Genomic DNA, 15,774 nt, shown 5'->3' with positions numbered 1-15,774 from the left:
AAATTGGAAAAAACAATATTTATCGTTGATGACGAACCAGCAATTCTAAAATTAATTACTCACTGGGTTAAAAATGAGTGGGAATATAATGTTCGCACTTTTACAAATGGCTCTGAACTTTTAGAAAATATTTATGAAAATCCGGAATTAATTCTTCTCGATATCATGCTTCCAGATTTAAGCGGAACCGAACTTCTTAAACGAATAAAACGTATGAATAAACATTTGCCGGTAATTATGCTTTCCGCACAAGGAAATATTGATGTTGCGCTTGAATGCATTCGAGAAGGCGCATTTGATTATTTCCCAAAACCGGTAGATAAAAATAGATTAAAACCAGCAATTCAAAATGCAATTAAGAATTTTGATCTGCAAAGAAGAGTGGATGAACTTAATACAAATCTTCAGCATGAATATAGTTTTGATAATATTGTTTCAGCAGATAAAAAAATGCAAGAAGTTTTTAAAATGGTTACAAAAGTTTTAAATAATGATATTACTGTTTTAATAAATGGCGAAAGCGGAACCGGTAAAGAATTAATTGCGCGTGCAATTCATTATAACGGAATTAGAAAAAATGAACCGTTTGTTGTTGTAAACTCTGCTTCAATTCCACGTGAATTATTGGAAAGTGAATTATTTGGTCATGAACGCGGTGCATTTACTGGAGCGCATCAAAGAAAAATTGGAAAGTTTGAATTGGCAAACGGCGGAACAATTTTCTTGGATGAAATCGGCGATATGGAAATGTCTCTTCAAGCAAAAATTCTTAGAGTAATTCAGCAGAAAGAATTTGAGAGAGTAGGAGGAAATGAAACAATTAAAACAGATGTTAGAATTATTTCAGCAACCAATGTTAACTTAAAAGAAGCAGTTGCAAATCGTGATTTTAGAGAAGATCTTTATTATCGTTTAAGTTCCTTCCCAATTCATATTCCGTCACTTAGAGAAAGGCGCGGCGATATTGTAATTCTTATAAATCATTTTCTAGCCGAATTCAATAAAAAAATGAGTCGACAAATAAATTTAGTTACAAAACCCGCATTAAAATTATTATATGATTATGATTGGCCCGGGAATGTTAGAGAATTAGAAAATACAATTGAACGATGTATGATTCTTTCAGAGACAAATAATATTGATTTAGAAGTTCTTCCTCCACAAATTTTGGCTGCAGATAGCGATGGTTACTCAGATTCAACGGGACCATTATTTACAGAAGATGCACCTATTATTCCTTTTGAAAGACTTAAAGCCGAAGCAATTAAACATGCGCTACGAATTACAAATGGAAATATTGTTGATGCTTCAAAAAAATTAAATGTGGGAAGAGCAACATTATATAGATTGATGGAAAAATACGATATTAAATCTCGTCGAAATTAATTCGATAATCTTCAAAAAGGGATTTAATTTGAATAATACTCCGGAAAATAAAGGTCACAAAATTCTTCTTGTTGAAGACGAAGAATCTGTTGCAAAACTCTTCCTTTATAACTTTAGAAAATCCGGTTACGAATGTGATTGGGCTGAAAATGGTTTGGATGGATATCTTAAAACAAAAGAATTCAAACCAGATATAATTGTAAGTGATATTATGATGCCCGAAGTTGACGGACATCAGTTTAGAAAAAGAGTTTTGGAAGATCCTTCAACAAAATTGATTCCTTTCATATTTCTTACCGCAAAAGGAGATGAATCAGATATTCTCGAAGGTTTTGATCTACATGTAGAAGATTATATCGTAAAAACATCCGGACCAAAAATAGTTCTCGCAAAAATTAATGCAATCTTAAAAACATCAGAAAAGGAAAAAGAAAAGGCGGTCGGCGAAGTTCAAAAAGCCGCAACCGCAATGAGTGCTAAGGTTGTTCCCGATGAATTTCCGCAATTAGATGGATTGTTAGTTAAACATTGGCACAAACCTTTTCAAAATGTTCCCGGTGGCGATTTTATTGATTACTTCAAAGTTGATGAAGAAAATTTAGTTGTTGTTCTTGGCGATATTATGGGGAAAAAATGGGGAGCTTGGTATTTTGCCGTAGCTTACGCCGGTTATGTTAGAAGTGCAATTAGAATGATTTTAGATTCAGATCACAATTTATCTCCAGCAACAATTTTGGATAAAATAAATAAAGCAATTTTTAAGGATGAACGAATTTCCGATGTGTTTATAACTTTATCAGTTGTTTGTATAAATAGCAAAACCAAAATCTTAAAATATTCCGGAGCTGGTGATTTGCCGATTATTTATAAAACTTCGGATTCAGTAAAAAGTGTTAAATCAAATGGAATTCTTTTAGGATTTAAAGAAATTGGGAATTATCAAAATATTGAACTTCCGTTAAATCCCGGTGAAGCTATTTATTTAATAACAGATGGAATTCCTGAAACGCGAATGACAAACGGAGATTTTTTTGGTGAAGGAAATCTTAAACAAACAATTGCGCAAATTACTCAGGACGAAGATCCGATTGACAAAATAAAAAGTGTTTTTTCAAACGCAACAGCAGAAAATTTTGAAGATGATATTAGTATTATTGCTATAAAAGTTTATTAAAATTATTTTAATATTTTTTATTTACAGATTTCACTCAAAATTTTTTCCAGTATTTCTTTACTTAAATGAACTTGTTTAAAAATATTTTCAATATCTGATCTTGTAATTTTATTAAAATCTTCTTCTCGCGGAACAATTATCAATCCGCCCAAATCCACAGAAGCGGGACTTACTAACAACTTTTTTTCACCTTCTTCAAAATATTGAGTTGGTCTGTGTTTTTCTCTAAAGAAAATAATTACTTTATAAATATCATTTTCATAAAAAGATAAAATATTAATTAACGGTTCTTCGTTACTATTTAGAATTCTTTTTGCAGAATTTAGAATCTCGTAAAAATTTTCTTCCAATTTAATTCTATTATTTGATTTAATAATTAAGAAATTTTGAATTTCATTATTTACTAAAAATATTTTTACATTATTTTTTTCAACAAATAATTTTTCATCAGTTTCATTTGAGTTTATAAAACTATAAATAGGAATTTCATTTTTTAATCCCGCTTGAAAATGAAAATGATCCGGCGCGGAAGCTCCACATTTGGGTCCGTTATAAAAAACAAAAAATTTTTCGTGTAATTCTTCACTCAATTCTAAAAGATCGCGAAAATTATTTTCAATATTTTGAGGAATGTGTTTTAGTTTTGGAATTGTTAAATGCTGTTTAAAAATTGGAAATGGATTACAAAGTATTAAATAATCATTATTAAATAAAATTCCTTTTTGAGAGGAAGGTAAATTTTCCAAGCACAAAAAACATTTTCTTTCTTCAATTGATTTTTTATCAACCTTTGCAGATGTTGATGTAATTCGTGCCGGATTAAATTGAATATTAATTTCAGAATTTTTGAATTGAAATTTTTTAATTTTTGTTTGAGATAAAGATTCAAAATTAGTTTTAACCAATTCCCAATTGGCTTTCTGCTGATTTAATAAAGCTTCAACTTTCTGAGAAAGATTTTCAACTTTACCAAATTTGTTTAATTCATTTTCTGCAAGAAATAAATTTTCCATATTTGTGTTCGCGACTAAAGCACTTATATTTTATTCGTGAATTAGTGGCTGATATTTTTGTTTTTAATTTGTCTTGCTAAAACTTCAAAAGTTCTAATTCTATCTTTATACAAATTATTTGCATTAGTTTTTTCAATATCCAAATCCGCATCGGAATTTCCTTCCCATCTTCTGCACAAATAAACCGGCTCATAAATTCTTCCAATTTGGTAATCTCTTGAAATTGCTAAACCAACTGCATAATCTTCTCCGTAACTTACATTTGGAATTTTAATTTCGCGCAAAACCGGTGTATAAAAAGCGCGGGGAGCACCTAATCCATTTATTCGCAAAGCATTATTTTTTCCATTATCCGGCGTCCATTCTTTATGATCAATAATTCCCGGGGGAATTTCTTCCAATTTAAAATTTGTTAATTTGTATGAACCAATTACCATCGCACATTTTTCATCATAAAATTTATCAACTATTTTTTGAACTGTATTTTCATTGAAATATAAATCATCGCTATCCAATTGAATTGAAAATCTTCCACAATTTTCATTCAAAATTCCTTCATTCCAGCATCCGCCGATTTGCAAATCTTTTCTTTGGGGAATTATATGAATTACTCTTTTGTCATTTTCCGCAAAACTTTTAATTATTTCCGAAGTTCCGTCATCAGAATGATTATCAACAATTATTAAATTGAAAGTTAATTTGGTTTTCTGATTTAGCACTGATTTTATTGCATCGCTAATTGTTTTATTGCGATTTTTAACCGGAATAATAACCGATACTTCATTTGTAAAATTTACTTCTTCAAAATTTAATTTTTGAAATTCCGGAGTTAAAAAAGCGCCAATATTTTTAAGATGATTTGTTACAACTTTTTCCATTTCAATTTGATTTTGCCGATTTTTCGGATCAACATAATCAAACATTTTTTCGCCGCTTTTTATATTGTCATCTTCGTTTGTTGTGTAAAGAAATTCCGGAATTCTAATGATGGAATATTTTTCCGAAATTGCTAAACGCAGATTATACAATCCTGCAGAATTATAATTTTCAGAAAAATTTTTTACTGCTACTTTTAAAGCATTTGTGTTGATTAATAAAACCGGACCAAAATCAAAATCATCGCGCAGACTTCCTAACTGATAATCAATTGTTGGATGTTTAATTATTTGATTTTCCTTTGTTTCATAAAAATTTGAATAAACAATTCCTGCTCCGGTATTTTTTGCAACATTTAAAAATCTTTCCAAACTGAATTTTCCGAAATCAATTCTTATACTTTTTGTGATAAAAAGGATAAAATCGGTATGGGAATTTTCCGCAATCAATTTAATTGTTTCTGATGAAAAAATATTTTTAGATTGCAAGATTTTACAATTTTCGGGATAGAAATTCTCATCATTTGTAAAAACATTTATGTAATTAATAATCTCAAAATTTTTAAGAGAATTTGTTGTCCTTTCTAATATTTCATTTCCAAAAGCCGGTAAAAAAACATCAATTTTGTTTTTCATAATTTTTTCAATTTTTGTTTAATGTTTTGTAAAATTTGATTTTAGAAAATGCAAATTAGCAAAATTGTTTTGGAAATTTTAATTTTTAATAATGCAATATGATATGATTTTTAACGAATTTAAAAATCAATTAATCCCAGAAAAAATATTTTCTAAAAATGTAATGATAAAAATCACAAATAATATTTTATTAAATGATATGTTTGTATCAGTTAATTACTTAAGAATTACGTGTAATTATTTTGCAGTTATTAAATTTCTTATTATTTTGTCTGCTAAATTACCAATTAAATCATAAATTTATAATTCAATTAAGGGGAATTACTTATGAAAAAAACTGTTCTTATTTTAACTCTTTTAACTTTTTTTGTAGTATCAATTAATGCCCAAGAAGGCAAAATGCATGTTGGTGGTCAAGTTGGGATTTCTCTTCCGATGGGTGACTTTGGTGATGCAGCAAATATGGGATTTGGATTTTTAGGTAATTTTTACTATGGAATTAACCAAAATATTGATTTAACCGGTTCCGTTGGTTATACATCTTGGGGAACCGAAGCTGACGACGCATCTTTTAGTAATGTTCCAATCGTTTTTGGCGGAAGATATTATTTTCAAAGATCAAGCTTTACTCCTTATGCAACTGCAGAATTAGGAATAAATAATTTGAGTTTCACTTATGATAGTGAATTTTTTGGTGAATTCTCTTCATCAAGTACAGAATTTGGTTTAGGCTTAGGCGGTGGATTTTTATATGCTTTGGGAAATATGGATCTTGATGTTAATGCAAAAATAAATATTATTAGTGATTCAAATAATTTGACAGTATTTGCCGGTTTAAGATTTCCAATTAACTAATTACATAAAATTATTTTGATAGTTTTTAAGGAGAAAAAATGAAAAAAATATTGGTTCTTTTGTTAAGTTTAACATTAATATCAACTGTAAGTTTTGCACAATTTGAAGTTGGTAAACACCATGCAGGTCCAACTTTAAGTGTTGGATTTGGCGGATGGGGATTAGGTTTTGGTGCAGATTATGAATACGGAATGAGTTTAAAAGATATCGGTGTTGATGCACCTGGGGCATTGGGTGTTGGCGGTATTTTCAGATATTATAATTGGAGCGAAGATTATTTTTATGGAGAATGGAGTTATACAGATATCATTATTGGTGCTCAGGCTAATTATCATTTCAAACTTGAAAACAGCAAAATAGATCCTTGGTTAGGCGTTGTTTTAGGATTTGATATTGATTCTTGGAGTTATGACAGCAAACTTGGATACGATGATTATGATTATGGCACATCTTCTGGTGGTGGATTATTCTTTAATGGTAATGCTGGTGTTAGATATTGGTTTTCTCCAAATATGGCTGCAAGAGCATCTTTTGGGTTTGGAAATTTAGTTAGTTCCTTGGTTTTAGGTGTTGATTTCAAATTCTAAAATCATTAAATAAAATTTTTATATAATGCGGTTAGTTTTTAAAATTAACCGCTTTTTTTTGCCTCTTTTAAACAACAATTTATTAAATTCTTACCATCTAATTATAAAAACTTACATAAATCTAAATACAATTCTTTATAATCAATAAACCCTTTGTTCTTTAAATTTTGGAGGAAATTTTATGAAAAAAATATTCACAATTTTTACAGTATTAATTATAATTTCAAATTTATCTTTTGCACAAATGAGCAATATGGCAATTGGCTTAAATGGAACTTTGTCAATTCCAATTGGAGATTTTAACGATGTAGCCAAAATGGGTTACGGCGTTGCAGGATCATTCTTTTATGATCTATCAGATTATTTTCAATTTACCGGAACAATTGGATATCTTGCTTGGGGTGGAGATAAAATTGAAATTGGAAATACATCAATTGAAGCTACAGAACCGGCAACATCAATTCCAATTTTAGTTGGTGCAAGGTATTATTTAGATGATAAAGAATTAAATCCATATATAAGTGGAGAATTGGGTTTACATGTATTTACATCTTCATCAACGCAAACAACTCAAAACGGGGTTGAACTCCCGAAAATAAAAGGTGATTCTAATCCGTATTTTGGTTTTGGGCTTGGCGGAGGTTTTGTTTATGAATTAAGCAATGATATTAAAGTGGATGGAAATTTACAATACAATATTATAAATGCAGAAGAATCAATCGGACATTTTACATTAGAAGTTGGATTTATTGTTGGAATATAAATTATATTAGTTGTCATCGACCATTCGATGACAAAATTTACGCTTTCACTTATTGGTCAGTGACATCAAATTAAAAATGTAGAGACGCATTGCTATGCGTCTCTACCAAACAATTTATTTAATTAATAACATTTTTTTTGTTTCTGAAAACTGATCCGTTTCCAATCTATAAAAATAAATACCGCTAGATAAATTTATTGCATTAAAACTAACTTGATATTTTCCGGCAGATTTTGTTTCATTAATTAAATTTGCAATTTCTTTTCCCAATGCATCAAATATTTTTAATGAAACATTTGATTTTTGTGGCAAAGAAAATTCAATTTGTGTTGAAGGATTAAATGGATTAGGATAATTCTGTCCCAAATTAAATTCAGTTGGAATTTGAGCTACTTGTTTTACATCAACCAAATAATCTATAGGAATTGTAAAATTTCCACCATTTGTAGAAATGTTAACTTGTCCCGTATAACTTCCTTCATTTAAATTTTGAGCATTAAGAGTTAGTGTAATCGTTTCTGAAGAATTTGGTTGAATGGAACCACTTTCCGGATTTACAGTAACCAAATCCGTATTGGAATTTTCGCCAAGTGTCCCAAAAGGTCTAATAAGAAATGCACCATTTTCAAATCCCGAAATTGTATTAATATTTACCCATGTGCTGTTACCTTCATTATAATAAAAACCGCTTCCGGGTTCAACGCCATCATAATCAGCACCAGCGGGATAAAATATATCATTATCGCTTGAAATTAATATGTAAAATGATTCTCCATCACTAAATGAAATTGCCGGATCTAAACTTACTGTGTACCAACCACCGCTTGAAGAAAGAGTTAAATCAAGTTCTCCAAAATCTAAAATATTAAAATCATCGTCTCTAATTTCAAGATATACATTATTTGAACTTACACCTTCGGTTCTCATATAAAATTCAAACGAATCCATTTCAAAATTATAACCGGAAAGTGTAAATAAATTGAGCCATGTAAATTTTGCACTTCCGCCAAATCCATCATCGCCAAAGCCAATAAATGAATCTGAATTTTCGTTTCCGTCATCAAGATATAAATAATCATTTCCTAAAATTGTGTTTGATTTTTCAAGACTTGAATTCGGATTTTTTATTGATTTAACATTGCTGTTAGTTGGTTTGCTATTCTTAAAATTCCTATCAAATCTATCAGTTAATTTATTTTTCAGATTTCCTTTTTCCAAATGAAAAACATTTTTATTATGCTTGCCAAAATTTCCATTAAAACTTCCGGAAACCGAAATACTATAATTTAAAACTGCTTCGCCGGTATTGCTTAAAATAAAACTTGAACTTCCAGTTTCTCCGGGTCTTGATTGCAGTGTTAAGTTTCCAACATTAACTGATGCAACAGCAGCTCCGCCAACTTCTGCATTTGCAATAAATGCTCCTCTTCCGTGCGTACCGGCAACAATTCTTCCATCAGATCTTCTTGCTGAGAGATAATTTACAATTACATTTCCGATTGTATTTGCTCCCTCAATAATCCAATTAGTGCTGTTTCCATTTAGTGAATTTGTAGAATAAATTCCGGTACTTGTTGCAACCAAAAACAAATTCCCATTTGATGTAGGAAGGATACTTCCCGATCTTATTGATGGACCCGGATTATTTGGATCTCCGGTTAAATTTCCTTCAACAGCAGTAAAATTTTGTCCGCCATCGGTTGAGTGAAAAATTCCCACAATATTATAATTGGACATTGTAATTAAAATTTCGTTAGCATTATCTGGATTTATCGCAATATTATGAATGTAAGAATTTTCTGAAGCTCCGCTAATTGATAATTCAACTGCACCTGATGTTGAATTGTTGGCATTATCTAATCTATAAATTTTTGGTGCTTGGGGAGTTTGTGAAATATTTGATGCGGCATAATATAATCTGTGAAGTGGATTGCTTTCTGAAACCGCCATTGCAGAAATAATATATCCTTCATCAACAGATAAATTTGTTAATTCATTCCATCCTTCCGTTATTCCTTCACTAAAAGTTTGATTTACCGGAAGCGTACTTAATTGATTATTTCTCCACAATGAACTTCCGGCGGGATAAAACATTGTGTTTTCGTCATTTGGGTCAACTGAATAAGGATTTATAAATGATTGATTTTGTGCATTTTGCGGTGTAATATTGCTCCATCCATTACTGCGTGAAGGTTTTTCATTCCCATCATAATTTACTCTTAACACAGCACCGTTTTGTGCCGAAGTATAGCAAAAATCATTAGCAAAATATCCATAACTTCCATCACCGCTACTTACATCATTAGATTCGGAAGTTGAAGTTCCGTTAAAAGTAAAAAATGGACTTCCATTATCTTGAGTTCCGCCCATAATTCTATTATCGCCAGCTTCATTTGGCTGGGTAATCATATAAAATTGAGTTACGTTATAACCGTTATTTTTATTTTCCCACGGAAATACATCTGCATAATTTGTTTGCGTAATATCTGAGGTATAAGAAAGACCGCCATCGTGTCCCCACCACATTACTTTTGGGTTGGTTGGATTAAAAGCAAAAGCGTGAATATCGGAATGAAAATTTGGATATTGAAAATGAAATAAATGGTATCCCCCGATCCAATCTAATTTTACATCATCCGGCTTTGTTGCAAATCCATCTGTTGATCTAAACAAACTTGTTCCGCCAATTAACACAAAATTTTCGTTATCGGGTTTTACAGCAACAACCATATTGTAATTATTTTGGGTGTGAATAAAATCTTCAAAATCATTTTCGAAATTTGGCATATTTGCAGATCTATCTTCAGAAACTCCGGTTGAAACATTTATTTTGTGAAATCTTACATCGTCTACTTTTTCGTTAATTAAATTTCCCGTAAATGTCATCACATAACAAGTATTTGCATTTGAAGGAGCTAAAGCAAGTACACTTCTTAAATGCGTTTCGGGAAATGTTGTTGGAGTAATGTTTGTCCATGTATCGCCATCGTCAGTTGATTTATAAACTCCGGGAGCATTATCTGGTGTAATTCCTTGAAATGGTGAAGAAATTACTGCTACAAGAGTTCCATTAGCCGCTACATCAACATCTGTATAAATATGATTGTTTGTACCACCGAGTGAAATTGCAAAAGAACTTCCACCATCTTTAGATCTTAATAATCCAAATGCATGAGATGCAATAAATACAGAACCGGTTATAGGGCTTACAATTATTTTCGAAACGTAATCATACGGAGTATTCCATTGTAAAGGATTTGTATCTTTCGCATTTGGAAGTAAATTCCAAGTTTCTCCATTATCGGTAGATTTATAAATTCCGCCGCCGGTGAAAAATGATTTGTAACCTAAATCTTGTCCGGAGCCGTTAAATTCTCCACTTGAATAATACCAAGTATTTGTTTTTCCGGATCTTGTATCTTGTGCAATAGAAGTGACACTAAGAATATCTGAACTAGAACTTTTTAGAGACCAAGAAGAACCATTATTCGTAGATTTCCAAATTCCACCGGAAACTCCACCAGCAATTATTGTATTTGAATTTGCAACATCAATTGCTAATGCGCGGGTTCTTCCGCCAACATCATTTGGTCCGGCTTCTTTCCAGCTAAGTTCATTAAAATTATTATTTTTGCTCAAACTTCTGTTTTTAATTTCTAATTCTTTAGCAAATTTCAATTCGCGCTGTCTGATATTATACGGAATTTTATTTGATGCCGGATCTCTTAAAATCAAACTAAAATATTCTTCTCTACCTTTTTTAGCTTTAATTCCAGATTTAGGAGAAGATGTTGATCTTAATCTTTGAACGGAATTTTTTTCTGTATTTATTTTCTCGCCGGTAAATATTGAAAATGCTACGAAAAATAAAATTGCTAAGAAAATGTATTGTAAAATTTTTAACATATTTTCCCCTTAATAATTTTTCATTTCTATTTATTCGTCAAACTTAATTATCCTCCAACTTACATTATTTTCTTGCCCCATCGCTTCTGGAGTTGATGCAATGGTTATTAAAATCTCTTCATTATTTAATCGTGCGGAATCAATTTTTTCCTTGAAAGAATCTTTAAGCTCAATGTGGATTTCTGAATTTGCAGAAATTGGTTTTGTTGCCGGACCGTATTTTTTAACAGAATTTACTTTTACGGAACAAAATGACTTATTTTCCTTTTCATAAATGTTTGTTACAGTACATAAAACTTCTGCAGTTCCCGGTGCAATTGCCATAATATTATTTTTTTTTACCATTGAAATTTCTTCTTCTTTTAGTTCATTTTTTGTTGTACAGCAATTTGTAAAAGTGAAAAGAATGCTAAGAATAGCGAGACTTTTAAAGATTTTTTGTGGAAACATTTTTTCTCCAATTTATCAGTAATTAAAAGAATTATATTTGACTTGATTAATAAAGGATTGAATGTCTAAATATAATTATCGATTTTAATTTATAAAAATAAAATCTTTAATATTGTGATAAAACTCTTATAAATGTTTGCAAAATCATATTTTTTACTTTAAAATCAATGAGCCCTCTTAAATTGAGGACTCATTAACTACGGTGGAGGGAAACTTAAATTTTTAGTTTACCCTATTTATCTAACAGTATAATTTGATGTTACATTAAAAGTTTGATTATTACCAGCTAAGCTTCCTTCAAACTGGAAAGTCCATTGCTGACCATTTTCAACTCCGACATATTCTTGCAATAAAACAGCTTCGTTTGCATTATAAACTGTTGTTCCATCCCCTTGTAGAACATCAGAAAATTGTTGCGCCGGTAGACTAACAGTTACTTTTGTAATTTTTACTGCAACGCTTGGAGCTGCGGTAAAATAAATTCCACCTTGTTCACCTTGAGAAGTGCCAATTGTAAAGGTTACACTTCCGGTTCCGGTTCCACCTCCGCCGCCAATTCCTCCAATTCCACCTCCGGTTGGATTTGTAACTCCGGCGCTGTCATCACAAGAAGTGATAGATAAAAATAATATTGGTAACAGTAATAATATTAACTTTTTCATTTTATTTTCCTTTCTTAAATATTATAAACTAAATTTAACTGATATTCCTAATTTCAAACTAAGAGTGCTGTTGCTAATTCCCGGAAAATTATATGTATCCGTTAAAGGTACGTAAACCATAAAATCTGTTCCCAAAGTAACAGTTGATGAGGCTTTAAAGTTATATCCGGTTCCTAATGCAATATCAAATTTTACAGATTTTGTCTCAATATTTAATGGTTGAACCACCGGTGTTTGACCAGTTACAACTTGATTTACTTCACCACTTGAATTTAATTTTACGCCAAATGATGGACCCCCAACAAGATAAAATCCGCTAAATTCTGCCTTAAATAATGGATCAATTGTTAAATATGAAAGTGAAAGTGAGCGCTCTGTAGTTGTTGTTTGAACTGTTTGTGAATTTGAAAAATTCTTCATGTCAAACAATGTTAAATTTGTTAAAATTCCGATATTGCTTGTAAATGAAATATCTATTGCTGCGCCAACACCAATTCCAATTCCATTGTAAGAACCGGTTAACCCGTTTTGGTTATAAATATTTAGATTTCCTGTAATTCTTGGTCCAATTTTTACATTTTGTGCAAATGAAATTGTTGAAGCAATAAAAAAGATTAAAAGAATTTGTTTGGTTAATAATTTTTGCATTTTTTCCTCCGTTTGTAGTTTTGTTTATGAGAGTTTTTAACAATGAATTTTTTCTCTCATATCTACATGCGTAAAAAGTGGATAAAAAGGCTCACTAAATTTTCAAAAGTAAAAATTAAATACGAGTGACGAAAGGCGTGGAAATGTTAAGAAGTAAAAATGTTAAAACGTGACAAAAAATAAATTTAGTCATTTCAATTTCGATGATTTTTATCGGAAGAGAAATCTCAAAATAAAAAAATTTATATCACTATTTTGTAAATGATTTAGAGAGGTTTTTATAATAATTTAATTTTTCACATTTTTTGTTTCTTGATTGAATTTAATAACATATTCTAGCATTCTTTTTGTGTTGAAATTTTCCGAACCCTTTATCTCTTTTATTTTTTCGTATCCATTTAAAAGAAGTTTTTCGGATTCCTTATATCTTTTTTGAAGTAAATAAATAACTCCTAGTTCAGCATTTGCAGAAATTATATTAACATGATCAGAATGATAATTTTTTAAATAAATTTTTAATGCTTTTTGAATATAATTTTCAGCTTCATTCAGTTTATTAAATTCTATTAAATTTTTTCCGTACCAAAAGTATGCTAATCCCATCCAAATGTGATTTTCATTAATCGAAGTTTTGTAATTTTTAAGTGAATTGAGCAAATTTTTATTAGCTGATTCATACATTTTCATTGTGTATTCTAATGCACCCAAATTCATATATGCAAATCCAACCATTGAATGTTTTTCTCCCCATGTAATTTTCTTTAACTCAAGCGATTTTGAAAAATGTTCATGCGCAGATTGAAAATCTTCTTTTGCAATAAAAATAAACGCAAGATTATTATGAATTGTAGAAATTTCCGGTCGATTATTTCCGTAAAGTTCCATATATAAATCGAGTGATTTTTGGTAATATATTGTAGCCGAATCGAGTTCTTTAATTCCTTCAAAAGTTACACCTAAATTATTTGCAATATTTGCAACATCTCTATCTTTTTTTCCAAAACTTATGTATGCAATATTATATGCCTCTTTAAGCAAACCTAATGATTCTTGATATTTATCTTGTTCCTGTTTAACAATTGCAAAATCATTAATTGCACTTGATAAAGCACGTGGCGGTGTTTCAGAATCTTTTCTTAAAATATTAATTGAAAATTTATATAGAGAATCTGCACTATTTAAATCACCAAGCCAATCATAAAGCAAAGCTAACTCGTGCAAACTTTCTCCGGTTTGATAACTTTCATTTCCGTAAAATTTTCTATTTAATTCCAATGATTTTTCTAAATGTGGTTTTGCTTTTTCAAACTCTCCAAGATTTGTTAAAGTTTTTCCCAAAGTTTTACGAACTGCCGCTTCAACTCCCGGATGATTTTTAAATCCTGTTTCAACTTCTTTTGATGCTTTTTGTAAAACATCATAAACTTTTACATCTTTACTAATTTCAGTTGGATCTGCTGAAGACAACATTTCTTGCAAAAAATTATTTACACTTTCCAACTTTTGAGCTTCAAGCTTCGCATTATCTCTTTCTTTTGTGGCAATATTAGCTTGGTAAATTATTGCTGCAATACTTAATAAAATTATTATGTTAAAAAAAACAAATAACGCAAATCCAATTTTATGTCGCTTCACAAATTTTGAAAATCTATATACTGGAGTATCTTTTCTGGCATTTACCGGAAGTCCTTTTAAATATCTTTCTATATCATTTATTAATCCTTGAACTGTTAAATATCTTTGAGAAGAATCTTTGTGCATTGCCTTTAAAATTATGTTGTCTAAATCTCCTTTAATTAATCTTGATTTTTTTAACACATCTTGATTTGCAATTGTTTTCTGATTTTTTGTAATAAAAGTTTTTTTTACAATTTCGCTCGGTTTTAAAATACTTGTTTCATCAATTGATTTATTTATTGAAACCGGTGAAAAATTTTCAAATTTATATGGCTGACTCCCCGAAATCAATTCATACAACAAAACACCCAAAGAATAAACATCACTTGCAGTTGTAATGTTTTCTCCCTTTATTTGTTCGGGGCTAGCATACTCCGGAGTTAAATGCCACATTTTTGTTTGAGTTAGTTTTAGGTTTTCTATCTCTAAAGATTCATCAAGAAGTTTTGCAATTCCAAAATCTAAAAGCTTTGGAATTCCTTGTTCAGCAACTAAAATGTTTCCAGGTTTTAAATCTCTGTGAACAACTAAATTTTGATGTGCATAATGAACTGCCGCACAAACTGTTTTGAATATTTCTAAAATTTGTTTGATTGAAAAATTATTTTTTTTACAAAAATCTGTAATGGGAATTCCTTCAATAAATTCCATAATTAAATACGGAAGTCCGTCAGAAGTTTTTCCTCCATCAAAAAGCTTTGCAATGTTTGGATGCTGAAGATTTGCAAGAATTTGTCTTTCGTTTTCAAATCGTTTTACTAAATATTTTGTTGATAATCCTTGCTTTAAAATTTTGATAGCAACTTTTTGATCAAATTCTTTATCATCTCTCCGACCAATAAAAACAATTCCCATTCCGCCATAACCAATTTCACTTTCAATTAAATATGGACCAATATGTTTTCCAATTAAAGGATGTATTTCATTTTCATTTGAAGTAAAAATTTGATTATAGTTTGTTGCAATTTCTAAAAAATCGTCAGTTTTTTCATACGAGGAAAGAAGTGATTTTACTTCATCTATATATTCTTTTTGATCATCGGAAAGATTATTGAAATAATTTTCTCTTTCGGATTTATCAAGCTCAAGAGCTTTTTGAAAAATTGTTTTTAATATTTCGTTAAAAGTATTATTCAAATAAA

12 protein-coding genes are annotated in these 15,774 nt (G+C 30.1%); 5 read left to right on the top strand and 7 right to left on the bottom strand.

The features are described from left to right. Nucleotides 1–3: 3 nt before the first annotated feature. Both IPM32_05760 and IPM32_05755 read left to right on the top strand, forming a co-directional pair. A complete protein-coding gene (locus tag IPM32_05760) occupies nucleotides 4–1,386 on the top strand; it encodes a sigma-54-dependent Fis family transcriptional regulator (protein MBK8944765.1) in 1,383 nt (460 codons plus the stop codon). A gap of 28 nt (nucleotides 1,387–1,414) precedes the next feature. After that, nucleotides 1,415–2,560, top strand: coding sequence for a SpoIIE family protein phosphatase (locus IPM32_05755; protein ID MBK8944764.1), 1,146 nt, complete (start codon nucleotides 1,415–1,417; stop codon nucleotides 2,558–2,560). 17 nt (nucleotides 2,561–2,577) lie between these two features. Here the strand turns inward: IPM32_05755 and IPM32_05750 are convergent, their stop codons facing one another. Next, nucleotides 2,578–3,573: a DUF4922 domain-containing protein gene (locus IPM32_05750; GenBank protein ID MBK8944763.1), complete on the bottom strand. Its 996-nt coding sequence runs from the start codon at nucleotides 3,571–3,573 to the stop codon at nucleotides 2,578–2,580. A 41-nt stretch (nucleotides 3,574–3,614) separates the two neighbouring features. Next, nucleotides 3,615–5,084: a glycosyltransferase family 2 protein gene (locus IPM32_05745; protein ID MBK8944762.1), complete on the bottom strand. Its 1,470-nt coding sequence runs from the start codon at nucleotides 5,082–5,084 to the stop codon at nucleotides 3,615–3,617. Nucleotides 5,085–5,411: 327 nt separating this feature from the next. Between IPM32_05745 and IPM32_05740 the strand changes: the two genes are divergently transcribed. From IPM32_05740 to IPM32_05730, 3 genes are all read left to right on the top strand, one after another. Beyond that, nucleotides 5,412–5,939, top strand: coding sequence for a hypothetical protein (locus IPM32_05740; protein MBK8944761.1), 528 nt, complete (start codon nucleotides 5,412–5,414; stop codon nucleotides 5,937–5,939). Nucleotides 5,940–5,977: 38 nt separating this feature from the next. After that, nucleotides 5,978–6,526, top strand: coding sequence for a hypothetical protein (locus IPM32_05735; protein MBK8944760.1), 549 nt, complete (start codon nucleotides 5,978–5,980; stop codon nucleotides 6,524–6,526). Between the two features lie 181 nt (nucleotides 6,527–6,707). Continuing rightward, the gene (locus IPM32_05730; GenBank protein ID MBK8944759.1) at nucleotides 6,708–7,289 is read left to right on the top strand and encodes an outer membrane beta-barrel protein; all 582 of its coding nucleotides are present in this window, start codon (nucleotides 6,708–6,710) and stop codon (nucleotides 7,287–7,289) included. Nucleotides 7,290–7,403: 114 nt separating this feature from the next. On the opposite strand, the gene IPM32_05725 is transcribed toward IPM32_05730, so the two are convergent. The 5 genes from IPM32_05725 to IPM32_05705 form a co-directional block, all read right to left on the bottom strand. Next, entirely contained in the window at nucleotides 7,404–11,195 is a 3,792-nt protein-coding gene (locus IPM32_05725; protein MBK8944758.1) for a T9SS type A sorting domain-containing protein, read from the bottom strand. A gap of 30 nt (nucleotides 11,196–11,225) precedes the next feature. Then, nucleotides 11,226–11,645, bottom strand: a complete 420-nt coding sequence (locus IPM32_05720; protein MBK8944757.1) for a hypothetical protein — start codon at nucleotides 11,643–11,645, stop codon at nucleotides 11,226–11,228. Nucleotides 11,646–11,881: 236 nt separating this feature from the next. Then, nucleotides 11,882–12,307: a hypothetical protein gene (locus IPM32_05715; protein MBK8944756.1), complete on the bottom strand. Its 426-nt coding sequence runs from the start codon at nucleotides 12,305–12,307 to the stop codon at nucleotides 11,882–11,884. Nucleotides 12,308–12,328: 21 nt separating this feature from the next. Further along, the gene (locus IPM32_05710) at nucleotides 12,329–12,955 is read right to left on the bottom strand and encodes a hypothetical protein (GenBank protein MBK8944755.1); all 627 of its coding nucleotides are present in this window, start codon (nucleotides 12,953–12,955) and stop codon (nucleotides 12,329–12,331) included. A 288-nt stretch (nucleotides 12,956–13,243) separates the two neighbouring features. Further along, entirely contained in the window at nucleotides 13,244–15,769 is a 2,526-nt protein-coding gene (locus IPM32_05705; GenBank protein ID MBK8944754.1) for a serine/threonine protein kinase, read from the bottom strand. Nucleotides 15,770–15,774: the final 5 nt, after the last annotated feature.

It is taken from the genome of Ignavibacteriota bacterium, from assembly GCA_016716225.1.
Classification (GTDB): Bacteria; Bacteroidota; Ignavibacteria; order Ignavibacteriales; family Melioribacteraceae.
This window is presented reverse-complemented; position numbering and strand designations above follow the sequence as displayed.

Coding starts and splice junctions, on each gene's coding strand:
- IPM32_05730 (MBK8944759.1), top strand. CDS start 6,708: ATGAAAAAAATATTCACAATTTTTACAGTATTAATTATAATTTCAAAT.
- IPM32_05735 (MBK8944760.1), top strand. CDS start 5,978: ATGAAAAAAATATTGGTTCTTTTGTTAAGTTTAACATTAATATCAACT.
- IPM32_05715 (MBK8944756.1), bottom strand. CDS start 12,307: ATGAAAAAGTTAATATTATTACTGTTACCAATATTATTTTTATCTATC.
- IPM32_05710 (MBK8944755.1), bottom strand. CDS start 12,955: ATGCAAAAATTATTAACCAAACAAATTCTTTTAATCTTTTTTATTGCT.
- IPM32_05750 (MBK8944763.1), bottom strand. CDS start 3,573: ATGGAAAATTTATTTCTTGCAGAAAATGAATTAAACAAATTTGGTAAA.
- IPM32_05745 (MBK8944762.1), bottom strand. CDS start 5,084: ATGAAAAACAAAATTGATGTTTTTTTACCGGCTTTTGGAAATGAAATA.
- IPM32_05720 (MBK8944757.1), bottom strand. CDS start 11,645: ATGTTTCCACAAAAAATCTTTAAAAGTCTCGCTATTCTTAGCATTCTT.
- IPM32_05725 (MBK8944758.1), bottom strand. CDS start 11,195: ATGTTAAAAATTTTACAATACATTTTCTTAGCAATTTTATTTTTCGTA.
- IPM32_05740 (MBK8944761.1), top strand. CDS start 5,412: ATGAAAAAAACTGTTCTTATTTTAACTCTTTTAACTTTTTTTGTAGTA.